The sequence below is a fragment of the Pseudosulfitobacter koreensis genome (genome assembly GCF_024733015.1).
Classification (GTDB): domain Bacteria; phylum Pseudomonadota; class Alphaproteobacteria; order Rhodobacterales; family Rhodobacteraceae; genus Pseudosulfitobacter; species Pseudosulfitobacter koreensis.
Map to the genome: position 1 here is coordinate 303,931 of NZ_JANKJG010000002.1, position 26,575 is coordinate 330,505.

A 26,575-nucleotide genomic window follows, 5' to 3' on the forward strand; every position below is an offset into this window, starting at 1 on the left:
TATCCGCGCCGCGATCAGACATCTTCAGTCCCCCTCGAAGACGGGGCGTTCCTTGCCGACGAAGGCACGGTAGGCACGCTCGAAATCCGCTGTCTGCATGCAGATCGCCTGTGCCTGCGCCTCGGCCTCGATCGCCTGGTCCAGCGACATCGACCATTCCTGCGCCAACATCGTCTTGGTCATCATGTGGGCAAAATTCGGGCCCGCCGCGATTTGCGTGGCAAGGTCACGGGCAGCCCCCTCAAGCGCATCGGCATCCACCAACCGGTTGAAAAATCCCCATCTTTCGCCCTCATCCGCGCTCATCGAGCGCCCGGTATAGAGCAATTCCGCAGCACGTCCCTGACCGATGATGCGGGGCAGCATCGCGCAGGCGCCCATGTCGCAGCCTGCCAGCCCGACGCGGGTGAACAGGAACGCGGTTTTGGCCTCGGGCGTGCCGATCCGCAGATCGGATGCCATCGCGATGATCGCGCCGGCACCGACGCAGATGCCGTCGATGGCGGCGATGACGGGCTTGCCGCAGCCCAGGATCGCCTTGACCAGATCGCCGGTCATCCGGGTGAACCGCAGCAGCTCCTTCATGTTCATATCGGTCAAAGGGCCAATGATATCATGCACATCTCCGCCGGAGCTGAAGTTGCCCCCGTTCGACGCAAAGACCACCGCGTGCACGTCGTCAGCATAGTGCAGGTCGCGAAACCAGTCCCGCAATTCGGCGTAGCTGTCGAAGGTCAGCGGGTTCTTGCGGTCCGGTCGGCTGAGGCGCACGGTGGCGATGCCGTCGGAAATCTCGCATTCGAAATGGGTTACGTCAGAGCGCATTGGTCATCTCCTCCTTGTCTTGTGTCTCGGCCAGACGCATCAGGCGAGTGGCCAGGGTGCGGGCCTCGTCGGCGCTGAAATCGCCCAGCATATCGTCGATCCAGCCCTCGTGGGCCTGTGCCTGCCGGGTAAATTCGGCCACGCCCGCATCGGTCAGGCGCACCATCATCGCACGGCGGTCACCGGGCACGGGCACCCGTTCGGCAAGCCCCTCGGCGGTGAGACGGTCGGCGATGCCGGTGACATTGCCGTTCGACACCCGCAGCACGCCCGACAGCGCGCTCATCTTCAGCCCCTCGGGATGGCGCGACAGGGCGGCCATCATGTCGAAACGGGGCAAGGTCGTCTCGAACTCGCGGCGCAGGGCGTCGCGCAGGCGGGCCTCGATGCCACGGGTGACTTTCAACAGGCGCAGCCACAGGCGCAAGCGATCCTTGGACGTGGTCATATCTCGCCGCCCGAAACCGACAGCGTGTGGCCATTGACCATCGAAGCCCCTTCGGAGGCCAGAAATGTAACGGCTGCAACCACTTCGTCCACGGTGATCATCCGTCGCATCGGGTTGCCCGAAGTGATCCGCGCGGTCGCTTCCTCGGCGCTGATCTTGAACCGTTCGGCGACGCCTTGCACCGCCGCGTCGCCCATCGGCGTATCGACGAAGCCGGGGCAGACCGCGTTACAGGTGATGCCCTCGCGCGCGACCTCCTGGGCCAGCGCGCGCACCAGCCCGATGACACCGTGTTTTGCCGCCACATAGGCCGAGATGTTGGGCCCGCCCTGCAAGCCTGCAGTCGACGCGATGGCGATCAGCCGCCCGCCGCGTTTCATGCCCTGCAAGGCGGCGCGAAAGGTCAGGAAGGTGCCCGTCAGGTTCACGTCAACCGTGCTCTTGAAAACGTCCAAAGGCATGTCGCGCATCTTCATCGACTTGCCCGCGCCCGCGTTGGCGATCACCACGTCATAATCCCGCGAAAACAAGGCGTTGACCGATGCCTCGTCGGTCACGTCGCAAGTCAGGCAGGTCATGCCGCGCCCGCCATCGGTCTCTTGCAGTGCGTCCATCCGGCGGCCTGCGATGGTCACCGCATCGCCTGCGTCGGCCATGGCGCGAGCTATGCCGCGCCCGATGCCAGACCCGCCGCCGGTGATCAAAACCTGTCTCATACGCGCTCCTCTGTCTCTGCGGCACGATCAGCCAGCCGCCAAAGCTGGTCGCGGCCCGGCCCGTAGGGCAATGGCCAGTTGGCCTGTCTGTCACCGATCCGCGCGGCCTCGCGCAGGGTCCAGTAAGGGTCGGCCAGATGCGGCCGCGCAAGGCAGACCAGATCGGCGCGCCCCGCCATCAGGATCGAATTGACGTGATCCGCCTCGAATATGTTGCCCACAGCCATCGTCTTGACGCCCGCGTCGTTGCGGATGCGGTCGGACATCGGCGTCTGGAACATGCGGCCATAGACCGGGCGCGCGTCGGTGCTGGTCTGACCTGCGCTGACGTCGATGATATCGGCCCCGGCCTCAGTGAAGGCACGGGCGATATCCACGGCCTCCTCGGGGGTCACGCCCATGTCGTGCCAGTCGGTCGAGGATATGCGTACGGCCATCGGTTTGCCCTCGGGCCAGACGGCGCGCATGGAAGTAAAGACCTCAAGCGGATAGCGCAGGCGGTTTTCCAGCGATCCGCCATAGGCGTCCTCACGGATGTTCGACAGCGGCGAGATGAACGACGAGATCAGATAGCCGTGTGCTGCGTGCAGTTCGATCATGTCGAAGCCTGCGCGCGCGGCCATTTCGGTGGCCTGCACGAACGCGTCGCGCACCACGTCCATATCGTCGCGCGTCATCGCGCGGGGTGTGGCATTGGCATCTGACCAGGGCACCGCACTGGCCGAGATCAGCGGCCAGTTGTCGGCAGGCAGCGGCGCGTCCATCACCTCCCAGCCCACCTGTGTCGAGCCCTTGCGGCCAGCATGGCCGATCTGGCAGCAGATCGCGGCGTCGGTCTCGGCGTGCACGAAGTTCACCAGCCGCGTCCACGCGGCCTCGTGTTCGGGCGCATAAAGGCCCGGACAACCCGGCGTGATGCGGCCATCGGCCGAGACGCAGGTCATCTCGGTATAGACCAGCCCCGCGCCGCCCTTGGCCCGTTCGCCGTAGTGGATCAGGTGCCAGTCGGTCGGGCAGCCGTCGACCGCCTTGTACTGTGCCATGGGCGAGACCACGATGCGGTTGGCCAGCGTCAGATCGCGCAACTGCAACGGTGCGAACATCGGCGCGCGGGGCGCCTCGTTGGTCCCTGCATCCGCCTGCGCCCCGGCCTGTGCCATGAACCACCTTTCGGCATCGGCCAGCCAATTGGGGTCGCGCGCCCGCAGGTTTTCGTGGCTGATCCGCTGCGACCGTGTCAGCATCGAATAGTTCAGCTGCACCGGGTCCATTTCCAGGTAACGCTCCACGTCCTCGAACCATTCCAGCGAGTTGCGGGCCGCCGATTGCAGGCGCAGCACTTCCAGTCGGCGGGCCGCTTCGTAATCGACGAAAGCCTTGTCCAGATCAGGCTCGTTCACCACCGCCTCGGCCAGTTTGGCGGCAGATTCCAACGCCAGCTTGGTCCCCGACCCGATCGAAAAATGGGCCGTGGCAGAGGCATCGCCCAGCAGCACGACGTTTTCGTGGTGCCATGTTTCGCACAGCACGCGCGGGAACTTGATCCATGCCGATCCGCGCACGTGGTTGGCGTTGGACATCAGCGCATGACCGTCCAGATGGGCCGCGAAGATACGCTCGCAGGTGGCGATGCTGTCTTCCTTGCTCATGCCCTCAAAGCCGAAAGCGTCATAGGTCGCCTGCGAACATTCCACGATGAACGTCGCGGTGTCGGGGTCGAATTGATAGGCGTGCGCCCAGACCCAGCCGTGTTCCGTCTTCTCGAAGATGAAGGTGAAGGCGTCATCGAATTTCTGATGCGTGCCCAGCCAGACGAAGGGGCAGCGGCGCACGTCGATGTCGGGTTTGAACGTGTCCTGAAACTCCAGCCGCGTTTTCGAGTTCAGACCGTCGCAGGCGACGACCAGATCATAGTCATCCATATAGGCGCTGGCGCTGGCGACTTCGGTTTCAAACTGCAGATCGACACCCAGATCGCGGGCGCGCGACTGCAAAAGGCTGAGCAGCGTCTTGCGCCCGATCCCGCAGAACCCATGGCCGGTGCTGACGATCCGTTGCCCCTTGTGGTGCAACGCGATGTCGTCCCAATAGGCGAAATGCTCACGGATGGTGTCGGCGCTGACGGGATCGTTCGCGGCCAGATTGCCCAGCGTTTCATCGGACAGAACCACGCCCCAGCCAAAGGTGTCGTCGGGCTTGTTCCGCTCGATCACCGTGACTTCGGCGTTCGGGTCGCGCAGTTTGAGCGAGATTGCGAAATAGAGACCCGCAGGGCCACCTCCAAGGCATATAGCGCGCATAACATCTCTCCCCAAAGATCGTTGTCAGATCGAGGCTAGGAGCGATTCCATTTTATTTCAAGCAAAAATATTTTAGGCATGAAGTAATCGGCAAATTAGTTTGGCGGTGCACAAAGGCTGAGCGCTGCGTGCCTCCCGAAATTTCTTGCTGAACCCCCTTCAAGCGCCTATCGTCACTGCACGCTCATGGAGAGTTTATGACCTGTTGAAGTGGGGGAGGCACGACGCCCTTCCCGATGCAAGTTCGGCCCACGCGAAACCCCTTTGTTCGGGGGCGCAAGCAGACTTGCGATCTCGTCAGACTATATTCTTGTGCGGGCATGCCCCGCCGCTTCGAACATGAGAGTTCACCACGATGACACGAGACTATTCCAAATTCCTGGCCACCGGGCCCGTGACCAAACCTGCGCCGACCCCGCTGGAGCGGCTGGGCTGGAAGCCGTTCTTCAGCCGACAGATCCCGATCGAGGACTTGGCCGACAGCACGCCCGTGCGTGTGACCGAAGTGCACCGGTCGGGCCTAACGGTGCTGGGCGACGGCATTGACACCACCATTCCGCCGGGCCCGGAGGCGACGGTGGGCGACTGGTTCCTGCTGGACCATGCCAACCCTGCCAACAGCACCCTTCTGGATCGCATCAGCCTGTTCGAGCGCCGCGCCGCGGGGCATGACCGCAAGCGCCAGATGATCGCGGCCAATGTCGACACGGTGTTCATCGTGACCTCGTGCAACCGCGACTTCAACGTGGCGCGGCTGGAGCGGTTCGTGGCACTGGCCTTCGAGGCGCAGGTGACGCCCGTGATCCTGCTGACCAAGGCCGATCTGTGCGACGACACCGGCCCCTATCTGGACGACGCCCGCGCGATTTCGAACCGCGTGGTCGTCGAGGCGCTGAATGCCAAGAGCACAGAGCCCCTCGCCCGACTGGCCCCCTGGTGCAAGCCGGGTCAGACCGTCGCCTTCCTGGGCTCGTCCGGCGTGGGCAAATCCACGCTGGTCAACGCGCTGTTCCAAAGCAGCGTGGCCGACACCGGTGTCGTGCGCGCGGACGACAATCGCGGGCGGCACACCACGACACACCGCCAGCTGCACTTTACCGCCGACGGCTGCGCGGTGCTGGACACGCCTGGCATGCGCGAATTGCAGTTGACGGACGTCGAGGACGGCATCGCCGAGGTCTTCGACGATCTGGTGACGCTGGCGGGGCAATGCCGGTTCAATGATTGCGCCCATGAGACCGAACCGGGCTGTGCCGTGCAACAGGCGCTGGAGAGTGGCGTGATAGACGCGGCCCGTCTGGCCCGCTGGCGCAAGCTGGCAGCAGAGGAGCGGTTCAACACGTCAAGCCTGTCCGCACGCAAGGCGCACGACCGCTCGTTTCACAAGATGGTCAAGGCGGCGCAGAAGGGGCGGAAGCGATAGGGGGCGATGTTAAGGGGTGCGATTATGTGCCAGGTGGTGGGTTTCGGCTTGATGCTGCTGCCGCGAACGGCAGCTTCGAGCCCAAAGTGCATGATGCTGCGTTTGGCGCAAATGTCCGCTTAACCTAAGAGCCAAGAATAAGTGTTTTGCGTACGAATGTGAAGAAATCAGAGGCCTCCGGCTCAAAAGTAGGACCCATCATATCTGCAACAAATACGGTATCTGGGTCAGACAAACGTAGGCAGTACCGCCATGATGCTCCGCTATCCGCTACAACCACAGCGTCACTCGGGAAGACAGCTTTCTTTGAAGCTAAGCCAAAAAGTTGACGCGCTGATTTTGAATTGTATATCTTGAACGAGGTGTACTTGCTTAGCTCAGCAATAGGCTGCGGCTGATAAATATGCATTTCATTGGTTGTTGTTCCGACACCGATGGTTCGAATAAAATCCAAATACTGAACGGATATATTCGGATGGCGAACTTGTATATCTGCGACAGTCTCCGCATCAAGAGGTGTTAGTGATGCAAGTTCATCTAGGCTATCGCTCTCAACAATACGACCAATCTCATTCTTCAAAACAACACCTTTCAATACGACAAGTTCATTATGGGTAGAGAGCGGTGCAAAAGTTCGTACAGTACAATATTTGAGGATGTATATTCACTAACTGTGACTCAATCCGTACGCTGGCGCAATCGCAGCGAAAGCTAGCTTTGTCCCGCTCAGCCCACGTCCTGACCCCGGCACCAACCGCCTACCTCACCCCGCCTTGACCAGCGCCTCGAGCACGCCCCGTGTCTCGTCCGCGATCACCACCGGCCTGCGGGTCACGCGGTCGACGTTCACGTGCACGAAGCGGCCTTCGGCGGCGGCGGTGTCTTCGTCGTTGCGGAACAGGCCGATCTCGTAGTGCACCGACGACCCGCCCAGGCGCGCCACGCGGATGCCTGCGTGGACCACGTCGGGAAAGGCCAGCTCGCCGAAGTAGACGCATCCAGTCTCGACCACCAGAAACACCCTCTCGCTGGATTTCAGGTCCAGAATGCCCTTTTCGATCAGGTGTCCGTTCACGGCCGTGTCGAACAGCTGGTAATGCACCGCGTTGTTCATGTGGCCGTACATGTCGTTGTCCAGCCAGCGCGTCGTGATGATCGAAAACGCGGTGTATTCGGCCCGCGTGCCGGGTTTCGGTCGGCTCACCATGCGGCCTCGTAGATCTGCAGTGCGTCGGCTTCGGCGACCGCGCGCGGGTTGTTGACCAAAAGGCGGGTCTGGTTCATCGCGTCGCGCGCCAGCTTAGGCAGATCGTCCTGCCCGATGCCAACCTCGCGCAGGCCCTTTTGCAGGCCGCAGCGGGTGGCAAGATCCTGCAGCGCGTCGGCAAAGGCGGATGCTGCCTCCTGCCCCTGCAACCCGGCCAGATCGGGAAATGCGATGCCCGCAAGCTCGGCATAGGGCGTCGGTGCCTTGACCGCGTTGAAACGCAGCACATGCGGCAGCACCAGCGCGTTCGACAACCCGTGCGGCACCTTGAAATGACCGCCGATGGGATAGGCCAGCGCATGCACCGCCGCCACCGGGCTGTTGGCGAACGCCTGCCCCGCCAGTAACGAGCCCAGCAGCATGTCGCCGCGCGCGGCCATGTCGTGTGGTTCCTTCACCGCGCGTTCCAGTGCGCCGCCCATCAAACGCAGCGCCTCGACCGCCAGCGCGCGGCTGACGGGGTTGTTGTTCGGGGATGCACTGGCATAGCTTTCGATGGCATGCACCATCGCGTCGATGCCGGTGGCCGCCGTCACGTGCGCAGGCAGATCGCGGGTCAGTTCGGGGTCCAGCAGCGCCACATCGGGGATGATCAGCGGGCTGACGACGCCCATCTTTTCCAACGCGCCGGTGGTCACGATGCTGATCGGAGTGACCTCGGACCCGGTGCCCGATGTCGTCGGCACCGCGATCAGCGGCAGGCGCGGTCCTTTGGCCATGCCCACGCCATAGCAATCGGCCAGCGTCTCGCCCGAGCAGGCCAGAAGGGCCGCCAGCTTCGCCACGTCGATGGACGACCCACCACCCAGACCGATCACGCCGTCCTTGCCCTTGGCGGCGGCGACGGCGTCGAGGATCACCGCCTCGGGCGGGTCGGCCTTGACGTCAGCAAACACGGTCACGGTCACGCCTGCCGCCTCAAGCGAGGCCAGCGCGCGGTCGATGATGCCCGTGGCCATCATGCCGGGATCGGTGACCAGCAGCACACTGTCGCCACAGGTGGCGCGGGCCATGTCGCCCAGATTGTCGAGCAGGCCGTCGCCCATGCGGATGCTGGGGGTGGTGTTGAAGGTAAAGGGTGTCATCGGATTATCCTGCGTCTTTCAGCAGGTCGTCGAACAGGGCCTGCTGCTGTTTCATCTTTGCGCCCATCGCGCGGGTCAGATCGTCAGGGCGCAGCATGCCTGCGTTCCATGTGGCGATCTGGTCCAGCCCGTCGGCAACCGAATGGTCGCGCACAAAGGTCACCGACTGCTTGATGCCTGCAATGGCCAGCGGCGAGCGTGCGGCGATGGTCTGCGCCATGTCGAGGGCTGCGGCAATCACCGCATCGCGGTCGGCGTGGATGGCATTGACGATGCCCCAGCCCTTCGCTTCGTCCGCCGAGAACCGCCGCCCGGTATAGGCCAACTCGCGCACCACGCCGGGGGCCATCAGCTTGGGCATGCGCTGCAGGGTGCCCACGTCGGCGGCCATGCCGATGTTGATCTCCTCGATGCCAAACGATGTATCGGCGGTGCACAGCCGGATGTCGCAGGCGGTGATCAGGTCGATCCCACCGCCCAGACAGGCGCCGTGGATCGCGGCGATCACCGGCACGCGCATCTCTTCCAATGCGCTCAGCGATGCCTGCAGGCTCAGGACCAGCTTGCGCATCGCATAGGCGGCGCGCCCCGGCTCCTTCCCGGTCAGTTCCATGATTCCCTGAAACGCGGCCAGGTCCATGCCGGCGGTGAAATGCTTGCCCCGCCCCGACAGCACGACGCAGCGCACGCCCGGATCACTGTCGAGGTCTGCGGCGATGCGCGGCAGATCCTCCCAGAAGGCGGGCGTCATGCTGTTGGCCTTGGCGGCGTTGTCCATCTCGATATGGGCCACGCCATCCATCACCGAGACGGCGAAAAATGTCGAATTCAGGGATTTGGTCATGCAAAGGCTCCTCCTGCCAGCGGGCGCATGGTGCCTTGATCGGGGCGGCAGTGTCCAGACGGGCAAACACCCTCAGGTGGTGCGTGACGCTGCGGTATTATCGTCATCGCAGGCACAAAGCGCTGGCCCGTGACCCTGCGCACCCTTGCTCTGCGCCCCTGCATCCGTTTACTTTCGTGTAAAGAACAAACCTTTGCGCGCGACAAATTTGAACCGCGCCACCGTGGGAGACACCGGAACATGGACGACAGCAAGATCCGCAACATGGAACAGTTTGCCAGCGTCAGCGGCATCTCGCGGCCCACTGTCTCCAAGTATTTCAACGACCCCGGCAGCGTGCGCCCCAAGACCCGCGCGCGGATCGAAGAGGCGCTGGAGCGTTACGATTACCGCCCCAACATGTTCGCGGTGAACCAGAACCGCCGCCTGACCAAGAACGTGGGGATCGTGGTGCCCTATCTGGCCGATCCGTTCTTTGCCGAGATTGCGCGCAACATCGAACAGAGGTGCATGCAGGCGGGCTTTTGGCCGACGCTGTTCAGCGCCCATGGCGACAGCACGCTGGAGGTCGAGATCCTCGACAGCCTGCGCTCGCTCAAGCCTGCGGGGGTTCTGCTGGCCCCGCTGGGCCGTGCCTCGGACCGGGCCGCGATCGAAAAGTTCTGCGACGATGTGCCGACGATCCTGTTCGACAGCAACATCGAGGGCGTGGGCGACGCATTCATCGGGTCGGACAACACGCAGATCGTGCGGCTAAGCGTGGATTACCTGTGCCGCACCGGCGATGCGCCGTGCTTTTTCGAAATGCCGCCCGTGAACCCGAACGCCAACAAGCGGCGCAACGGCTATATTCAGGCGATGGAGGCCAACGGGCTTGAGCCGCAGGTGATCCGCGTCGAGGGCACGGGATGGGGCTTTGAGGAAGTGGGCTATCACGGCGGTCTTGATATCCTGAGCAAGGGACTTTTGACCTCGGATACCGTGCTGTGCAGCAACGACCGTCTTGCCATGGGGTTTCTAGCGGCCTGCTACGAACGTGGCCTGCGGGTGGGTCACGCAAAGGGCTGCGACCTGCGCGTGGCAGGCCACGACGATCATCCGTTCTCGCGATTCGGCAGCCCGACGCTGACGACCATCGCGCAAGATTACGAAAAAATATCGGAATCCAGTGTCGAGGCCTTGTTCGCGCTGATCGAGGGCGGACGTTCGGACGGGCCAAGGATAGACAGGCTTTTCAAGGGCAAACTCGTCATGCGTGCCTCTGCCTGAGCTGGTTCCAACACTCCATTTTAGTTTACGCGCGTAAAGTTTTGATTGACACCGCGTCCGGTTTTTTGCTTCACTCCGTTACGAACATCCAAACACCAGGGAGGAAACCGGATGAACTTCAAAACCGCATTTTGTGCGGCGAGCGCGATTGCGCTGGTCGCGGGCACAGGCGCTTATGCCGATGGCCACGCCACGACACTGACAATCGCGACAGTGAACAATGGCGACATGGTCCGCATGCAGGGCCTGACCGAAGATTTCACCGCAGCAAACCCTGACATCACCCTCGAGTGGGTCACTCTGGAAGAAAACGTGCTGCGTCAGCGCGTGACCCAGGACATCGCCGCAAACGGCGGTCAGTTCGACGTGATGACCATCGGCACCTACGAAGTTCCGATCTGGGCCGCACAAAACTGGCTGGTGTCGCTGAACGACCTGCCCGCAGAATGGGACGCCGATGATATCCTGCCCGCGATGCGCGGCGGTCTGACTGTCGATGGCGAGCTTTATGCAGCACCGTTCTACGGCGAAAGCTCGATGGTGATGTACCGCAAGGACCTGATGGAAGCCGCAGGCCTGGAAATGCCCGACGCCCCCACCTGGGACGAAATCAAGGCCGCAGCCGCCGCGATGACGGACAAGGACGCGGAAGTCTACGGCATCTGCCTGCGCGGCAAGGCCGGCTGGGGCGAGAACATGGCGTTCCTGAGTGCCATGGCCAACTCTTATGGCGCGCGCTGGTTCGACGAAGAGTGGACACCGCAGTTCGACACGGACGCATGGAAGGCCACGCTGACCGACTATCTGGACCTGATGAACAACTACGGCCCTCCGGGCGCGTCCACCAACGGCTTCAACGAAAACCTGTCGTTGTTCCAGCAGGGCAAATGCGGCATGTGGATCGACGCCACGGTTGCGGCGTCCTTCGTGACCAACCCGCAGGATTCCACCGTGGCCGATCAGGTCGGCTTTGCACTGGCACCCGACAAGGGCCTGGGCAAGCGCGGCAACTGGCTCTGGGCATGGTCGCTGGCGATCCCCGCCGGTTCGGATTCCGTAGATGCGGCCAAGAAGTTCGTCGCCTGGGCCACCAGCAAGGAATACACCGCTCTGGTCGCCGAGAACGAAGGCTGGGCAAACGTCCCTCCCGGCACGCGTATCTCGCTCTATGAGAACGAGAACTATACATCGGCGGCACCCTTTGCCGACATGACGCTGAACTCGATCAACTCGGCCGATCCGACCAACCCCACCGTGGACCCCGTGCCCTATACCGGTGTGCAGTTCGTCGCCATCCCCGAGTTTGCAGGCATCGCCACACAGGTGGGTCAGGAATTCTCGGCTGCCCTGGCAGGCCAGCAGACCGCAGAAGAAGCGCTTGCCAAGGCGCAGGCTCTGACCACCGACGAGATGGAAGCCGCAGGCTACTAAGCGCTCCTCCCCAAGGTCTCGGGGGGCGGTCATCTGACCGCCCTTCGGGGCCGAGGCTTGACCGAACCAACGGTCGCCCCCCAAAAACAACATGACCGCAACGCCGGACCTTCGGGCTTCCTACCGGCGAGGAGAGATTCAATGGCCACCAAAGCTTCCCGATCCGCCGCACGCCTGATGATGGCCCCCGCAGTCATCCTGCTCTTGGGCTGGATGCTGGTGCCACTGTGCATGACCCTGTACTTTTCGTTCAAGAAATACCTGCCCCTGCGCGGCGGTGATCTGGGCTGGGTCGGCTTTGAAAACTACGTGCGTTTCTTCAGCTCGTCCGCCTTCTGGCCATCGGTCCAGGCGACGCTGGTGATCGTGGGCGGCGTTCTTGTCATCACCATCGTCTTCGGCATCCTGCTGGCGATCCTGCTGGATCAGCCGATGTGGGGCCAGGGCATCGTGCGCATTCTGGTCATCGCGCCCTTCTTCGTGATGCCGACCGTATCTGCGCTGGTGTGGAAGAACATGTTCATGGACCCCGTGAACGGGCTGTTTGCCCACCTTTGGAAATTCTTCGACGCCACGCCGATCGAATGGCTGAGCCAGGCCTCGATGACCTCGCTGGTCATCATCGTGTCGTGGCAGTGGCTGCCCTTTGCCACGCTGATCCTGCTGACCGCGATCCAGTCGCTGGACAGCGAACAGCTTGAGGCCGCCGAGATGGACGGCGCTCCACCCCTGTCGCGCTTTGGCTACATCACCCTGCCCCACCTCAGCCGTGCGATCACGGTGGTGGTGCTGATCCAGACCATTTTCCTGCTGTCGATCTTTGCAGAGATCTTCGTGACCACCCAAGGGTCGTTCGGCACCAAGACCCTGACCTATCTGATCTACCAGCGCGTGCTGGAAAGCCAGAACGTCGGACTGGGCTCGGCGGGTGGCATATTCGCCGTCATCCTCGCCAATATCATCGCCATCTTCCTGATGCGCATCGTCGGCAAAAATCTGGACGCTTGAGGTAGATCATGGCACGCACAGTTACCAACCAACGCAAATTCATCAACACCGTTGCCGCATGGGCAGTGGGTCTGCTGATCTTCTTTCCAATCCTTTGGACCATCCTGACCAGCTTCAAGACCGAAGCGACCGCCATCGCCGATCCGCCGGTGTTCCTGTTCTTCGACTGGACGCTGGAGAACTACCGCGTGGTGCAGGAACGCTCGGATTACATGAGGTTCCTGTGGAATTCGGTCATCATCGCGGGCGGCTCGACGTTCCTGGGCATCCTGATCGCGGTCCCTGCCGCCTGGTCGATGGCCTTCGTGCCGTCGGCGCGGACCAAGGACATCCTGTTGTGGATGCTCTCGACCAAGATGCTGCCGGCGGTGGGTGTTCTGTATCCGATCTATCTGATCTTCATCAAGATGGGCCTGCTCGACAGCCGCGTCGGCCTGACGGTCGTGCTGATGCTGATCAACCTGCCGATCATCATCTGGATGCTTTACACCTATTTCCGCGAAATCCCCGGTGAAATCCTGGAAGCGGCGCGGATGGACGGCGCCACCCTGCGCGAAGAGATCATCTATGTGCTGACGCCCATGGCGATCCCCGGCATCGCGTCCACCGTGTTGCTGAACATCATCCTGGCCTGGAACGAAGCGTTCTGGACGCTGAACCTGACCGCCGCCAAGGCGGCCCCGCTGACCGCCTTCATCGCCAGTTATTCCAGCCCCGAGGGGCTGTTCTACGCCAAACTCTCTGCGGCATCGACCATGGCCATCGCACCGATCCTGATCTTGGGCTGGTTCAGCCAGAAACAGCTGGTGCGCGGTCTGACCTTCGGCGCCGTGAAATAAGGAAAAAGAAAATGGGACAGATCACACTTCAACAGGTCACCAAGAAATTCGGTGACGTGCAGGTCATTCCGCCGCTGGACCTGACAATCGAGGACGGTGAATTCACCGTCTTCGTCGGCCCCTCTGGCTGCGGCAAGTCAACGCTTCTGCGCCTGATCGCAGGGCTTGAGGACATCACGTCGGGCACCATCCTGATCGACGGTGCGGACGCAACCGCAATCTCGCCTGCCAAACGCGGCCTGGCGATGGTGTTCCAGTCCTATGCGCTTTACCCGCATATGTCGGTGCGCAAGAACATCGCGTTTCCGATGCGGATGGCAGGCATCGACAAGGCCGAACAGGACCGTCGTATCGAACAGGCGGCCACCGCGCTGAACCTGACCGACTATCTTGACCGCCGACCCGGCCAGCTGTCGGGCGGACAGCGCCAGCGTGTCGCCATCGGCCGTGCCATCGTGCGCGAACCTGCGGCGTTCCTCTTCGACGAACCCCTGTCGAACCTGGATGCGGCTCTGCGTGTCGGCATGCGGCTGGAAATCTCCGAGCTGCACAAGCGGCTTGAGACCACGATGATCTACGTCACCCACGACCAGGTCGAGGCGATGACCATGGCCGACAAGATCGTGGTGCTGCGTGCAGGCCATATCGAACAGGTCGGCAGCCCGCTCGACCTGTACCGCACCCCGCGCAACGTCTTTGTCGCAGGTTTCATCGGCTCGCCCAAGATGAACCTGATCGAAGGCCCCGAAGCCGCCAAGCACGATGCCCACACCATCGGCATCCGCCCCGAACACATCGACGTGGTCGAAAGCGGCGGCCTGTGGGAAGGCCGCGTCGGCGTGGCGGAGCACCTAGGCTCGGACACGTTCTTTCACGTCCACGACACCGGCCTTGCCGAGATGATGACCGTGCGCGTGGCAGGCGAAGTCAACCTGCGGCATGGCGACCGCATCCACCTGAACCCGCGTGCCGACCAGATCCACCGCTTCGACGACAAGGGCCTGCGCATCCAATGACCCGACTACATGAGAAATGCGCCCTGATCACCGGGGCGGCGCGGGGCATTGGCCTTGCCTTTGCGCAGGCCTACGTGGCCGAAGGCGCACGGGTGGCCATCGCGGACATCGACATCGACCGTGCCCGCAACGCCGCCGCCGCCATCGGCGAGGCTGCGATTGCCGTGCATATGGACGTGACCGACCAGGCCAGCATCGACGCGGCCGTGGCCGAGACCGTCGAAAAGCTGGGCAAGATCGACATCCTGATCAACAACGCGGCGATCTTCAGCGCCGCCCCCATCACCGAGATCACCCGTGCCGATTACGCGCGCACTTTCGACATCAACGTGGCGGGCACCCTCTTTACCCTGCAGGCCGTGGCGAAACACATGATCGCGCGGGGCAAAGGTGGCCGGATCATCAACATGGCAAGCCAGGCAGGCCGACGCGGCGAACCCCTTGTCGCGGTCTATTGCGCGACCAAGGCCGCGATCATCAGCCTGACGCAATCGGCGGCGCTGAACCTGATCGAGCACGGCATCAACGTGAACGCCATCGCACCCGGCGTGGTCGACGGCGAACATTGGGACGGGGTCGATGCCTTCTTTGCCAAGCATGAAGGCAAGGCACCCGGCCAGAAAAAGCGCGAAGTCGGCGCCGCAGTGCCCCATGGGCGCATGGGCACCGCTGCCGATCTGACCGGCATGGCAGTGTTTCTGGCCAGTTCCGACGCAGACTATATCCTTGCACAAACCTATAACGTGGATGGTGGCCAATGGATGAGCTGATGCCATTGCGCAATGCAAAACTTGGCTGTCTTCCCGACAGCGTCTCCGTGCCCGTCTACGACCGCAAGGCCCTGACACCCGGCATCGTTCACATCGGTCTGGGCAACTTTCACCGCGCCCACCAGGCGTGGTATCTGCACCGCCTGATGCAATACGGTATCGCGCACGACTGGGCCATCATCGGCGCCAGCGTGCGGCAGGCCGACGCGCCCCAGCGCGACCGGCTGCTGGCACAGGATTGCCTGACCACGCTGATCGAACTGGACCCTTCGGGCATCTCTGCCGAAGTCGTGGGGTCGATGATCGGCTACCTGCCCATCGAGGACGACAATGCAGCCCTGATCGCGCAGATGGCGGACCCTGCCATTCGCATCGTGGCGCTGACCGTGACCGAGGGCGGCTATTACGTCGATCCGGTCACCGGGGGCTTTGACGCGATGCACCCCGACATGCAGCACGACAAGGCGCATCCCGACACCCCGCGCACCGCCTTCGGGGCGATGATCGCAGCGCTGCGACAGCGGCGCGACGCGGGCATCGGCCCCTTCGCGGGGCAAAGCTGTGACAACCTGCAGGGCAACGGCGCAATCCTGCGGCAAACAGTGGTGTCGCTGGCACGGCTCAGCGATCCGGCACTGGCCGACTGGATCGACCAGAACGCAAGCTTTCCCAATGCGATGGTCGATTGCATCGTGCCGGCCACCGGCCCTGCCGAACTGGCCCTCGCGCGCGCGCAAGGCGTGGACGACGCCGCACCCGTGGCCCACGAGAATTACCGCCAGTGGGTGATCGAGGATGACTTTTGCGCAGGCCGCCCCGACTGGGATCAGGCCGGTGCCACATTCTCGAACGCGGTGCACCGCTATGAGGCGATGAAGATCCGCATGCTGAACGCAGGTCACCAGCTGATCGCCAACGCAGGCGAGATCCTGTCGGTGCCGACCATCTCGGGGTGTATGGAACATGCAGGCATCGCCGGTTTCTTTGCCCGCGTCGAGCGTGCCGAGATCGCACCGCACGTCGATGCGGTGCCGGGGATCACACCCGAAAGCTATTTGGCCCTGATCACGGCACGCTTTGCCAACACCGCCATCGTGGACACCAGCCGCCGTGTCGCCTTCGACGGATCGTCGCGGCACACTGGATTTATTCTGCCCACCCTGCGCGACGGGCTGGCAGCGGGCACGCCGATCGACGGGCTGGCGCTGGCCGAGGCGCTCTGGGCGCGGATGTGCGAAGGCACCCGCGAAGACGGCACCGAGATTGCGCCGAACGATCCGCATTGGGACACCTTGCAGGCCGCCGCCAAGGCCGCGCGGGACAATCCCGGCGCCTGGCTTTCGCAGCAGCAGGTCTATGGTGATCTGGCCGACCATCCCGCCTTTGCCGCAGCCTTTGACCGTTGGTTGCGGATGATCTGGCAGGATGGGGCAGAGGCGGCGCTGACCGCCTATGCCGCCTAGTGAAGCGTAGTGCTCTGCGGTCTGGCCAGGTCCAGATCGCGGGGCGCTGCGGGCCGCATCCGTTGCAGCCCCAGGCCAAAGCTGGTGGCCAGCGCCGTCAGCTGCGACGCCACATCCGCACGCACCAGCAATGTGGCAATCAGCATCGCATCTTCATGATCACCGGTCGCGGCACAGGCGATGAAGTTGGCGAAACAGGCCTCGTCCGCGCCCAGACATTTGCATTCGACCGCGTGCCGCATCAGCGGGCGACGTCCGTGGCGCGCGCACAGGGTGCAAAGCTGCTCGAAGGCCTGCAAGGTGTGCCTGCCGCGATCATGCCCCAAAGAGCGGCTGAGGTCGCTCCACAGCATCGCCTGCCCGTCCGGCCCGTCGCTCCACAGGCGCAGGTAGATGACCGATGCGGCCTCTACCCCGTCCAATTCGCTGAGCATTCCGACGGCAGCACCGCCACGCCGGTTTTCCGGGCCGCTCATTTTGTCAGGATCAACTTGCCCGCGCGGGTGATGCGCAGGGTATAGACCTGTCCGTCAAGAACGATCCGCGCCTGATCGGCCCCTTCGGTCAGCCTGCGCGCGTCGTGGGCGGGCACGGTGTCGGTGACCCCCGGCGTCTTGTCATGTGCTTCAGGCTTGCCCGATGGAGTGTCGGCGGCGCGGTACGTTGAATTGATATTGGTTTCCATACGCATGTCTCTGTCCCTTTTGTCTTGCAACCGTCGGGCTGGCCCGATGCGAGACTCGGGGTGGCTGGACCTCCCTCAATACCTGAGTGATTTTATCGGAATTGTCAAATGCGTAAAGCGGTTTGCCCTGAAACAATGCACCTTCTGGCGTGACAAACGGCAACGCCCGACCTGTCAGGGGCCGGGCGCGTGAAATCTGCGGGCGGGGGGGCATGCGGGCCTAGCGCCCCTTGATGCGGATCGAAAAGCTGCGCTGCGCGCCGGGCGGTGGCGCCGGAAACGGGCTGGCACGGCGCACCAGTTCCACTGCCGCCTGATCCAGCTGCGCCGAGCCGGAGCTGGCCGCAAGCTGCACCCCCGCCAGCCCGCCATTGCCCGCCACGGTGAAGGCGACGGTCGCCGATCCGCGAGAGCTGGTGCGTGGCCGGTTCAGACGGGATATGCGCGCCATGACCTGACCGGGGTAATTGCTGGCGGCGGCATTCGCACCGGCTGCGGCCTCGGCTGCCTGACGGGCCGCAGCGGCCTTGGCCTTGGCTTCGGCCTGACCATCGTTCGAACCCGCCCTGGCGGCTGTCTGGGCGTTGCCCCTTGGCTGTGGCTTGGGCTGGGATTTTGGCTTTGGCGCAGGTTTGGGGGCAGGCTTCGGGGCCATCGCCTCGATCGACTTTGGCCGCAGCGCGGGACGGCGCGACACTTGGGTCGCCGGCTCTTCGGGCAAGGCTTGCTGCACCTCCGGCGTCAGCGCTGCGGTCGTCTGCGGCGGTGTCGCGGGCACCACCTCGGGCGTTACCGTTGTGGTTTGCGGCGGCGTCACGGGCACCACCTCGGGCGGCGTCTCCTGCGCCTGCAGGAGTGTGGTGGGTTCCGGCGCGACAGGCACCGCCATCTGCGGCTGCACCTCGGCAGGTGCGACCTCGGCAGGCGTCGCCTCGACCGGAGCGGCGCGCGCGACCTCGACCGGCTCTGTCGGCGTTTCCTGCGGGGTCTCAGGCTGCTGTGCAGGCGGCTCGACCATCTCCTGCACCGTCTCGACGGCCTCGGATGTCATCACGCCCGCCGCCATATCGGCAAAGCTGTTGCCCAGTTCGGCGACCGTCGCCTGCGCACCGCCCTCGATCTGGGCTGTGTCCGGGCTGTCGGTCAGGCTCAGCATCGCGGCATGGGCCGCAACAGAGCAGGCCAGGAACAGCAGGGCGATTTTCCAGGACCTTCGGATCATTGCAATGCCTTCTCGGTTACGATGACGACACGGCCAGCCCCGGCGGCCCTAAGGGCACGCGCGGTCTCGATAACCACATGCGCGGGGGCTGCACGGTCGGGGATCAGCCGCGCGGTGGCGTCGGCGACGGGCACCGCACCCACGAAACCCGCCACATCGACCGGCTGCCCGCGATGGGTCAGCGTGCCGTCGGCACCGATCACCAGCGCATCGCTCGGGGCCTCGCCTTTCAGGTCGGCGGTCTCGACCAGCTTCAGGTCAGGGTCCAGCGGAGGGGCCAAGGTCCCTGCCACCATGAAGAACACCAGCATCAGAAAGACCACGTTGATCAGCGCAATCGTCGGCTCGCGTTCGGATTTCTGTCGCGTCGTTCTCATGATGCCCCCATCACGCTGACGGTCAGATCGGGCACGCCCCGCACCGCGACCAGAATGTCGGTCATTGCCTGCGCGTCCACGTCCGCTGCCAGGTTCACCAGCAGGACCAGAGGCTTGTCCGCCTGCAGATCGCCCAGACGCGCGGGCAAATCGTCCACGCCCAGCGAGGTGCCATTCAGCGTCATGCCCGCAGCCGTGGCGCGCAGAAACGCAAGCGTCTGATCGCCAGACGCAGAGCTGCCGCCCGATGCCGCGCGCACCTCGACCTCGGCGAACTTCGAGAAGGTCGAGGACAGCATGAAGAACAGCAACAGCAGGAAGATGACGTCGATCAGCGACGTCATCGACAGCCTGCGGCGGCGGGAGGCGGGCCTAAGCGGCATCGCGCACCTGCTCGACCGCCCCTTTGGCCGGGGCCAGAATGGTGGTCAGCGCCTGTTCGGCAAAGACGCGCTCGGCCGTCATCCGGGCCTCGAACCACGACAGCACGATGGATGTGGGCATCGCCACGGCCAGGCCCACGGCAGTGGTCAGCAGCGCCACCCAGATCCCGCCCGCCAGCAGCGAGGGATCGACCGAGGAGCCTGCATTCTGCAACGCCTGAAACGCTTCGATCATGCCCAGAACGGTGCCGAACAGGCCCATCAGCGGTGCCAGCTGCGCCACGCTGTCGAGCACGCGAAAGCCACGCTCAAGTGCCAGAAACTGCGCCTCGGCCTCGGCATAGAGGCGCGCGGTGCGGTCGGGGCCTGCGGGGGCGGACATGGCGCGCGCAACCACAGGCGCCAGATAGCTGCGTGAGCTTTGCAGATCGCGCAGGGCAGCGTCACGCGCGCCTGCGTCCCAATGCGCCAGTGCGCGCCGGATCGCGGCGTGCTGGCCCACCCGTGCGGCACGAAATTGCCACAGTTTGTACAGAACCACGGCCAGCGTCAGGACCGAGACACCGGCCAGAACGGCGACGACGGGTCCGCCAAGATCGTAAAGGCCCTGAAGCCGCGACAGATCAAACATGTTCTTACCCCTGCAATCCGATGTCCAGACGGCTGGACGCGGCCAGCCCGGTGGTGCAGAGGTCTGACGCTTCGCCGTCCACGGTGCAGGTCCCTGCCCCGTTGATCAAAAGCGACCCGATCCGCCCGCAGGCTGTATCGGCGATCTGGAACTGGCGCACGCGGGGCACATCGACGGGCAATGCGCCGAAGTCGAACAGCGTCAGCATCATCACCCCGCCGTCCGCGTTGAACAGCACCGTCTCGTAGACCGCGCGGTCGATCGGAGCCGCACTGGTGTTGGTTGCGACGAAGGTGATCCGGCAGGCTTCGCCCACCAGATCCGCCGCGTTCAGTTCCAATGAGACACCGGCGGGCGGTGTCGCATCCTGGGCCTGCGCCGCCGTGGCAAAAAGCACGGCAGCGGTGGCAAGAGAGGCGCCTATGTGGCGATATGGCTGCATGGGTCTTTTCCTTTGCTCAGAAGTCAGAAGGTTGTGGACAGGGTCACTTTGAACGTGCGCCCGGTTGCGTTGCGGGTGGACAGGCGCGGCTGGTAGGTCTGGTCAAAGAGGTTCTCGACGCCAAAGCGCATGGTGGTTCCCTCAAGCACGCCTTGCTGCGGCACATAGGTGGCCCGCAGGTTGTGCACGCCGTAACCCGGCGAGACGGCGCCGCCTTCGTCGTAACGTTTGGCCGCTTCCAACTCCCAGCTGAGGTCAAGCTCGTCGCTGAACTTGCGGCCCAGCGTCAGGCGGATGTTGTCCTGCGGGTTCTGCACCCAGTCGGTGCGCGCGCCCGTCGCAAGCGTGGCGGTGCCTTTGGACACATGCGCGTTGGCATCCAGGTAATAGCCGTTTGCCATGGCATAGGCGGCCTCTAGCTCGATGCCTTCGCGGTCCACACCTTCGACGGTGTTGATCGCCGGGCGGCCCACATAGGTGGTCAGGTCCGTCAAGTGGTCGTTGTAATAGTTGACCTTGAGCGCCAGGCTGTCGCCACTGCGGAACACGTCGACGGCATCATAGGCCACGCCGATCTCGAAGCTTTCGCCCTTTTCCGACTGGCCGATGTAAACAGGATCATCCAGATCGTCGATGATCGTCAGGTTCTCGGTATAGGACGCCGATCCGAACACCGACCAGCCGCTGTCGAAGGCATAGAGCACGGAAACGCCGCCCATCAGCGCGTCCTTGTCATAGGATGCGTTGCCGTTGATCGGGTCCTGCGTGATCTTCTGGCTTTCATAGCGAAGGGCGGGCGTGATCGTCCAACGGTCGCCGATCCGCATCTCATCCACGGCATAGACCGCAACCGAATCCTTGGTGCCACCGGGGGCAGAGCCTGCGGTGGCGTCGGTGCGGTCACGGGTGGCAAACTCAATGCCGGTGCGCAGCGTGTGATCGACCGTGCCGGTGACGAACAGTGCCTCGTTCTTCACCCGCAGTGTGGTTGTGCGATAGCGGTTGTCGGCGTCCAGCAGCGGATTGGGGGCCGCGATGGCTTCGCTTTCGACCAGCTCGTCGGAATAAAGCAGCTCGGCGGTGACATTCAGCCAGGCGCGGTCGGCGGGGTTGTAGTTGTAGCGCAGCGTGGCGACTTCGTTCTCGATATAGCGGTCTACATTGCCGAAGGCGGTGGTGCCGAACTGGTCATAGGGCACATCGAACTGTTCCTGCTGGGTCTTGGAATAGCTGAACTCGACGAACTGGTCATTGCCCGCGCCAAACGTGTACTTTGCCTTGAGCAGGCCCGACGGGTCGTCGATGTCACCTGCATCAGGGTTGATCGGGTTGCCGTCGCCATCCGTACGCACGCCAAGGGTGCGGCGGGTGTAGTTGAACAGAACCTCGAACTGCGTGTCGGGTTGCCATGCCAGCGTGGTGGACGAGGCAAGCCCGTCGCCGTTGGTGGAAAACTCCAGCGTCTGACGCCCGACAAAGCCAACCTCGCCGCGGGTCATGTCGCTTGCGTCGATGGTTTCCAGCCGAACCACGCCGCCGAACACGCCAGAGCCGTATTCGAACGAGCCGACAGAGCCGCGCAGCACTTCGATCTCGCGGTAGAGGAACGGATCGGTGTACAACTGAGAGCCAATTCTGTACAACTCTTCGCTGCCCTTGGTCGCACCGTCGATCTGCACCAGAACCTTGCCGTCCGTGCCATAGGTGCTGTTGGCGCCATAGCCGCGAATGTTGATGCCCGACCCGGCAGCCGTGGTGCCGTTGACCAGCGTGACGCCGGGCACGGTGTCGATCAGCTCAGCGACGGTGCCTGCCTGGCGGTCCTCGATCTCTTCGCGGTCGACGACGGTGACGGGCACGGCGGTGTCGGTCTGCACCGCGCGCTTGCCCTCGCCCAGCACGATCGTGCCCAGATAGCTGTCTTCGGCATCTTGGGCAAAAGCACCCGAGGCGGCACCGATCGTGATCAGTGCAGCGGTTGAGGCATAAAGATGTGCCCTGGTTGATCTGGTAGATCGGTTAAATCGGAATGTCATCTTTGGGGGTGTCCCTTCGCAGTGGCGTGGCAACGGCCTTAGGCTTGCGAAAGTGCTGGCTTGGCGTTTGTTTTTTGATTTTTCTGCAAGTTCAAAACTTGTCTATTGCAGGCACCTAAATAAACATACTAAAACTGTCAAGAATTAATGGCAGAGGTTTTAATCCTGCCCAGCCACGTCCCCCGAACCTCGGGCCGCAGCCAGTTCATCCAATCACAGCTGAGCATTAACCGAGGGAACATCATGGGCCAGACCACTTCACCATCCGCCGAAACCATCCGCGCGGCACGCATCGAGCATGCCAACCTGCGCGAGCGCGACCTGGCCGACAAGCTGGGCATCACCGAGGCGCAGCTGCTTGCCGCGCACACCGGTCAGGGCGTCACGCACATCGCACCACATCCCGACACCATCATCGAGATCGCCAGCAGCCTGGGCGAGGTCATGGCCCTGACGCGCAACATCTCTTGCGTGAACGAAAAGGTCGGCAGCTATGGCAACTATACCTCCGGCGCCCATGCGGCGATGGTTCTGAACGACAAGATCGACCTGCGCATGTTCCCGATCCACTGGTGCCATGCCTTCATGGTCGAAAAGGAAACCGACGCAGGCGTGCGCCGCAGCCTTCAGGTGTTCGATGCGGCGGGCGACGCGGTGCACAAGATCTTCATGCGCGGCGAAACCCATCTTGCCGCATGGGACGCGGCCAAGTTCGCATCCGCCCTGCCCGATCAGCCGACCCAGCTGGACCTGGCCGAGCGCACCGCCCCCGAGGCCGCCAAGACCAACCGCGAAAAGCTGGACGTGCTGCAATCGGAATGGTCCAAGATGACCGACACCCACCAGTTCATGCGCCTGACGTCGAAACTGCGGATGAACCGTCTGGGGGCCTACCGCATCGTCGGCGCGCCCTTCGTGCGGCCCTTGGCGACCGACGCCATCGACCGGATGCTGAACGACGTGCAGGCGGCTGGCATCGAAGTGATGGTGTTCGTCGGCAACCGCGGCTGCATCCAGATCCACACCGGCCCGATCGAGACGCTGAAACCGATGGGCCCCTGGCAGAACGTGATGGACCCCGGTTTCAACCTGCACCTGCGGTTGGATCACGTGGCCGAGGTCTATGCCGTCGACAAGCCCACCCAGCGCGGCAAGGCCGTGTCGGTCGAGGCATTCGGCGCCGACGGCGCGCTGATCTTCCAGGTCTTCGGCGTGCGCAGGGAAGACTACGACAGCCGCCCTGCATGGCGCGAGATCGTGGACAACCTGCCCGCGCTGGAGCTGGAGACAGCAGTATGAGGGACTTTATGAGAGACTTCATGACCCGCAGAAACCTGTTGCAGGGGTTGGCAGTGGCCTGCGCGCTGCCACTGGTCGCTACTGCCCAGCCCTATGACACGGCTCGTGTGGTCAGCATCGGCGGGGCCACGACCGAAATCGTCTATGCGCTCGGTGAAGCCGACCGTCTGGTCGCCCGCGATTCGACCTCGGCCTATCCGGCTGAGGCGCTGGATCTGCCCGACATCGGCTATATGCGCGCGCTGGCCGCCGAGGGTGTGCTGAGCGTGGAGCCGACGCTGATCCTGACCGAACCGGGCGCCGGGCCGCCCGAGACGATATCGGTCCTGCAAGCGGCATCGGTGCCGATGGTCGTGGTGCCCGCGCCCTACTCTGCGGACGGAATCATCGCCAAGATCACCGCCATCGGCGATGCGCTTGGCGTGCCGGACAAGGCACAGGTGCTGGCAGACGACGTGCGTGCGGCCCTCGACGACGTGGCCGCGCAAGTGGCCAGTGACGAGACAGCGCCCAAGCGGGTTCTCTTCGTGCTGAGCACCCAGGGCGGGCGGATCATGGCGTCGGGCACCAACACGGCGGCGGACGGCATCATCGCCATGGCGGGCGGCATCAACGCCATCGACCAGTTCGAGGGCTACCGCCAGCTGACCGCCGAGGCGATTTCGGTCGCGGCCCCCGACGTGGTGCTGATGATGGACCGCGAGGGCGATCATTCCGCCAGTGCCGAGGCCCTGTTCGCGATGCCCGAGATCGCCACCACCCCCGCCGCGCAATCGGGTGCGCTGGTCAAGATGGACGGGCTGCTGCTGCTGGGCTTTGGCCCGCGCACACCGCAGGCGGCACAGGCGCTGCATGACGTGTTGCAGGGGCAAGGCTGATGATGGCCAGCGACACCGCCGCCACCGCCCTGCCGTTCATCGACAGGCGCAATACCGCGCGGCGCGCGCATCTGGTGCTGGGCGCGCTTCTGGTGCTGGTGTCGCTGGCCAGCCTTGCCGTGGGCGCATCCGGCACGTCGCTGTGGGGCGCGCTGATGAAACTGGCGCAGGGCGATGCCCTGACGCTGACCGAACGCGTCGTGCTGTGGGACATCCGCGCGCCGCGACTGGTCATGGGCATCTGCGTCGGCAGCGCGCTGGCCGTGTCCGGCGCGGTCATGCAGGGGCTGTTTCGCAACCCGCTCGCCGATCCGGGCATTCTGGGCGTGACATCCGGTGCCTCGCTGGGCGCGGTGACGATCATCGTGCTGGGCGCCGCCCTGCCCGCCGGGGTACAGACAACTCTGGGGGCCGGGTTGCTGCCGGTGGCAGCGTTCCTCGGCGCATGGGCTTCGATGCTGCTGCTTTACCGTGTCTCGACCCGTGCTGGGCGCACGTCGGTGGCGACGATGCTGCTGGCGGGCATTGCGCTCGGCGCGCTTTTCGCTGCCTTCTCGGGCATCCTGATCTTTCTCGCCGACGACATGCAACTGCGCGAGCTGACGTTCTGGTCGCTCGGCTCGCTGGCCGGTGCGTCCTGGGCAAAGCTGAGCATTGCTGCGCCGGTAATCGTGCTGTCGCTGGTACTGGCCAGTTCGCTGGGCCGGGGTCTGAACGGGCTGGCCTTGGGCGAAGCAGCGGCGCATCACATGGGCATTCCGGTCGAACGGACCAAGACCATCGCCATTCTGGCCGTCTCGGCAGCGACAGGCACCGCCGTCGCCGTCTCGGGCGGGATCGGGTTTATCGGCATCGTGGTGCCGCACCTGCTGCGGCTAGCCACAGGGCCGGACCATCGCGGGCTGCTGATCAACGCGGGCCTGTTGGGGGCATCGCTGCTCTTGGCCGCAGACATGGTTGCGCGGGTGGTCGTGGCGCCGGCGGAACTGCCCATCGGCATCCTGACCGCGCTCTTGGGATCGCCGGTGTTTCTTTGGATCTTGCTGCGCAAACGCGGATTGGTGGATATGTGATGCTGAAGGCGACAAACATCTCGGTCAGCTATGGCCCCACGCAGGTGCTGCATGGTCTAAACATGACCGCCCGCGCAGGCACATTGACCGCCATTGTCGGCCCCAACGGGTCGGGCAAGACCACGCTGATGCGCGCGCTGACGGGCGATGTGGCCTTTGACGGCACCATCCGGCTGGGCGAAACCGACATCGCGACGGCGAAACCTTACGATCTGGCCGCCCAGCGCGCGGTACTGCCGCAGGCAACGCCGCTGGCCTTTCCGTTTCAGGCGGTCGAGGTCGTGCGTCTGGGCCTGCGCGGCGGGATCGAGACCAACGACCGGCTGGCCCTGACGGCGCTGTCGCGCGTGGGGCTGGAGGGCTATGCCAACCGCTTCTACCAGGAACTGTCGGGCGGCGAGCAGCAGCGCGTGCAACTGGCCCGCGTGCTCTGCCAGGTCTGGCGGCCCGTGGTCAGCGGCAGCCCGCGCTGGCTGTTTCTGGACGAACCTGTCTCCAGTCTCGACATCGGCCACCAGCTGACCGTGATGCACATCGCCCGCGACTTTGCCCGTGCGGGCGGCGGCGTGGTGGCGGTGATGCACGATCTGAACCTCAGCGCGATGTTCGCGCATCAGCTCGTGCTGATGCAGGCAGGGCAGATCATCGGCCACGGCGCCCCGCAAGAGGTGCTGACCGACGCACAGGTCTCGCGTGCTTATGGCTGCGACATCCGTACCAGCAGCACGCCCCAAGACGGCGGCTGGTTCATGCTGCCGCAATCGGCGGGCGGGCAAGACCGCGCGGCGGTCAAGCGCGCGGGATAATGCGCGGCGCAAGGGGGCGGCTGCATCATGCGCCGCCCT

General features: G+C 63.9%; 28 protein-coding genes. 12 read left to right on the forward strand and 16 right to left on the reverse strand.

Going from position 1 to position 26,575, the window contains the following annotated elements; genetic code table 11:
- Positions 1-24: 24 nt before the first annotated feature.
- Genes NTA49_RS04595 through NTA49_RS04610 form a run of 4 tightly spaced genes read right to left on the reverse strand, consistent with a single transcriptional unit; the run spans position 25 to position 4,289 of the window.
- Complete coding sequence (locus NTA49_RS04595; RefSeq protein WP_258293482.1) at positions 25-825, reverse strand: enoyl-CoA hydratase family protein; 801 nt, start codon at positions 823-825, stop codon at positions 25-27.
- A complete protein-coding gene (locus NTA49_RS04600; RefSeq protein ID WP_258293483.1) occupies positions 815-1,273 on the reverse strand; it encodes a MarR family winged helix-turn-helix transcriptional regulator in 459 nt (152 codons plus the stop codon). Before NTA49_RS04600 ends, NTA49_RS04595 begins: the two co-directional genes overlap by 11 nt.
- On the reverse strand, positions 1,270-1,989 hold the full coding sequence (locus NTA49_RS04605) for an SDR family NAD(P)-dependent oxidoreductase (protein ID WP_258293484.1): 720 nt from the start codon (positions 1,987-1,989) through the stop codon (positions 1,270-1,272). The genes NTA49_RS04600 and NTA49_RS04605 overlap by 4 nt, the downstream gene beginning before the upstream one ends.
- Positions 1,986-4,289, reverse strand: a complete 2,304-nt coding sequence (locus NTA49_RS04610) for a bifunctional salicylyl-CoA 5-hydroxylase/oxidoreductase (RefSeq protein ID WP_258293485.1) — start codon at positions 4,287-4,289, stop codon at positions 1,986-1,988. The genes NTA49_RS04605 and NTA49_RS04610 overlap by 4 nt, the downstream gene beginning before the upstream one ends.
- A gap of 355 nt (positions 4,290-4,644) precedes the next feature.
- Between NTA49_RS04610 and rsgA the strand changes: the two genes are divergently transcribed.
- Positions 4,645-5,712, forward strand: a complete 1,068-nt coding sequence (gene rsgA / locus NTA49_RS04615) for a ribosome small subunit-dependent GTPase A (protein ID WP_258293486.1) — start codon at positions 4,645-4,647, stop codon at positions 5,710-5,712.
- Between the two features lie 124 nt (positions 5,713-5,836).
- On the opposite strand, the gene NTA49_RS04620 is transcribed toward rsgA, so the two are convergent.
- From NTA49_RS04620 to NTA49_RS04635, 4 genes are all read right to left on the reverse strand, one after another.
- Positions 5,837-6,307, reverse strand: coding sequence for a hypothetical protein (locus NTA49_RS04620; RefSeq protein WP_258293487.1), 471 nt, complete (start codon positions 6,305-6,307; stop codon positions 5,837-5,839).
- Positions 6,308-6,475: 168 nt separating this feature from the next.
- Positions 6,476-6,919, reverse strand: coding sequence for an acyl-CoA thioesterase (locus NTA49_RS04625; protein WP_261368128.1), 444 nt, complete (start codon positions 6,917-6,919; stop codon positions 6,476-6,478).
- Positions 6,913-8,064, reverse strand: a complete 1,152-nt coding sequence (locus NTA49_RS04630; RefSeq protein WP_258293489.1) for an iron-containing alcohol dehydrogenase — start codon at positions 8,062-8,064, stop codon at positions 6,913-6,915. The genes NTA49_RS04625 and NTA49_RS04630 overlap by 7 nt, the downstream gene beginning before the upstream one ends.
- A gap of 4 nt (positions 8,065-8,068) precedes the next feature.
- Entirely contained in the window at positions 8,069-8,908 is an 840-nt protein-coding gene (locus NTA49_RS04635) for a crotonase/enoyl-CoA hydratase family protein (protein WP_258293490.1), read from the reverse strand.
- Between the two features lie 240 nt (positions 8,909-9,148).
- Here NTA49_RS04635 and NTA49_RS04640 point away from each other — a divergent pair, with 240 nt between their 5' ends.
- From NTA49_RS04640 to NTA49_RS04670, 7 genes are all read left to right on the forward strand, one after another.
- On the forward strand, positions 9,149-10,177 hold the full coding sequence (locus NTA49_RS04640) for a LacI family DNA-binding transcriptional regulator (protein ID WP_258293491.1): 1,029 nt from the start codon (positions 9,149-9,151) through the stop codon (positions 10,175-10,177).
- A gap of 111 nt (positions 10,178-10,288) precedes the next feature.
- Entirely contained in the window at positions 10,289-11,608 is a 1,320-nt protein-coding gene (locus tag NTA49_RS04645) for an ABC transporter substrate-binding protein (RefSeq protein WP_258293492.1), read from the forward strand.
- Positions 11,609-11,749: 141 nt separating this feature from the next.
- Complete coding sequence (locus NTA49_RS04650; protein WP_258293493.1) at positions 11,750-12,616, forward strand: carbohydrate ABC transporter permease; 867 nt, start codon at positions 11,750-11,752, stop codon at positions 12,614-12,616.
- Positions 12,617-12,624: 8 nt separating this feature from the next.
- Entirely contained in the window at positions 12,625-13,455 is an 831-nt protein-coding gene (locus NTA49_RS04655; RefSeq protein ID WP_258293494.1) for a carbohydrate ABC transporter permease, read from the forward strand.
- 11 nt (positions 13,456-13,466) lie between these two features.
- The gene (locus NTA49_RS04660; RefSeq protein WP_258293495.1) at positions 13,467-14,471 is read left to right on the forward strand and encodes an ABC transporter ATP-binding protein; all 1,005 of its coding nucleotides are present in this window, start codon (positions 13,467-13,469) and stop codon (positions 14,469-14,471) included.
- Positions 14,468-15,241 carry an L-iditol 2-dehydrogenase gene (locus NTA49_RS04665; protein ID WP_258293496.1) on the forward strand — a complete coding sequence of 258 codons (774 nt, stop codon included), beginning with the start codon at positions 14,468-14,470 and terminating at the stop codon, positions 15,239-15,241. Before NTA49_RS04660 ends, NTA49_RS04665 begins: the two co-directional genes overlap by 4 nt.
- Positions 15,229-16,704, forward strand: a complete 1,476-nt coding sequence (locus tag NTA49_RS04670) for a mannitol dehydrogenase family protein (RefSeq protein WP_258293497.1) — start codon at positions 15,229-15,231, stop codon at positions 16,702-16,704. Before NTA49_RS04665 ends, NTA49_RS04670 begins: the two co-directional genes overlap by 13 nt.
- Here NTA49_RS04670 and NTA49_RS04675 read toward each other — a convergent pair.
- The 8 genes from NTA49_RS04675 to NTA49_RS04710 all read right to left on the reverse strand — a co-directional run bounded on the left by NTA49_RS04675 (position 16,701) and on the right by NTA49_RS04710 (position 22,480).
- Positions 16,701-17,180: a hypothetical protein gene (locus NTA49_RS04675; protein WP_258293498.1), complete on the reverse strand. Its 480-nt coding sequence runs from the start codon at positions 17,178-17,180 to the stop codon at positions 16,701-16,703. The genes NTA49_RS04670 and NTA49_RS04675 overlap by 4 nt on opposite strands.
- The gene (gene hemP / locus NTA49_RS17175) at positions 17,177-17,296 is read right to left on the reverse strand and encodes a hemin uptake protein HemP (RefSeq protein WP_332844279.1); all 120 of its coding nucleotides are present in this window, start codon (positions 17,294-17,296) and stop codon (positions 17,177-17,179) included. Before hemP ends, NTA49_RS04675 begins: the two co-directional genes overlap by 4 nt.
- Before the next feature lie 313 nt (positions 17,297-17,609).
- Entirely contained in the window at positions 17,610-18,611 is a 1,002-nt protein-coding gene (locus tag NTA49_RS04685; protein WP_258293500.1) for an energy transducer TonB family protein, read from the reverse strand.
- Complete coding sequence (locus tag NTA49_RS04690; RefSeq protein ID WP_258293501.1) at positions 18,608-18,988, reverse strand: ExbD/TolR family protein; 381 nt, start codon at positions 18,986-18,988, stop codon at positions 18,608-18,610. Before NTA49_RS04690 ends, NTA49_RS04685 begins: the two co-directional genes overlap by 4 nt.
- Positions 18,985-19,371, reverse strand: coding sequence for a biopolymer transporter ExbD (locus NTA49_RS04695; RefSeq protein ID WP_258293502.1), 387 nt, complete (start codon positions 19,369-19,371; stop codon positions 18,985-18,987). The genes NTA49_RS04690 and NTA49_RS04695 overlap by 4 nt, the downstream gene beginning before the upstream one ends.
- A complete protein-coding gene (locus tag NTA49_RS04700; protein ID WP_258293503.1) occupies positions 19,361-20,002 on the reverse strand; it encodes a MotA/TolQ/ExbB proton channel family protein in 642 nt (213 codons plus the stop codon). Before NTA49_RS04700 ends, NTA49_RS04695 begins: the two co-directional genes overlap by 11 nt.
- Before the next feature lie 4 nt (positions 20,003-20,006).
- Positions 20,007-20,444, reverse strand: coding sequence for a hypothetical protein (locus NTA49_RS04705; protein ID WP_258293504.1), 438 nt, complete (start codon positions 20,442-20,444; stop codon positions 20,007-20,009).
- A 23-nt stretch (positions 20,445-20,467) separates the two neighbouring features.
- Positions 20,468-22,480, reverse strand: a complete 2,013-nt coding sequence (locus NTA49_RS04710) for a TonB-dependent receptor domain-containing protein (RefSeq protein ID WP_258293505.1) — start codon at positions 22,478-22,480, stop codon at positions 20,468-20,470.
- 243 nt (positions 22,481-22,723) lie between these two features.
- Between NTA49_RS04710 and NTA49_RS04715 the strand changes: the two genes are divergently transcribed.
- From NTA49_RS04715 to NTA49_RS04730, 4 genes are read left to right on the forward strand one after another with little or no spacing between them, the layout of a single operon-like run.
- Positions 22,724-23,779, forward strand: a complete 1,056-nt coding sequence (locus tag NTA49_RS04715; RefSeq protein WP_258293506.1) for a hemin-degrading factor — start codon at positions 22,724-22,726, stop codon at positions 23,777-23,779.
- A gap of 20 nt (positions 23,780-23,799) precedes the next feature.
- A complete protein-coding gene (locus tag NTA49_RS04720; protein WP_258293507.1) occupies positions 23,800-24,657 on the forward strand; it encodes a heme/hemin ABC transporter substrate-binding protein in 858 nt (285 codons plus the stop codon).
- Between the two features lie 2 nt (positions 24,658-24,659).
- Positions 24,660-25,730, forward strand: a complete 1,071-nt coding sequence (locus NTA49_RS04725) for a FecCD family ABC transporter permease (RefSeq protein ID WP_261368152.1) — start codon at positions 24,660-24,662, stop codon at positions 25,728-25,730.
- Complete coding sequence (locus NTA49_RS04730; protein WP_258293509.1) at positions 25,730-26,536, forward strand: heme ABC transporter ATP-binding protein; 807 nt, start codon at positions 25,730-25,732, stop codon at positions 26,534-26,536. The genes NTA49_RS04725 and NTA49_RS04730 overlap by 1 nt, the downstream gene beginning before the upstream one ends.
- Positions 26,537-26,575: the final 39 nt, after the last annotated feature.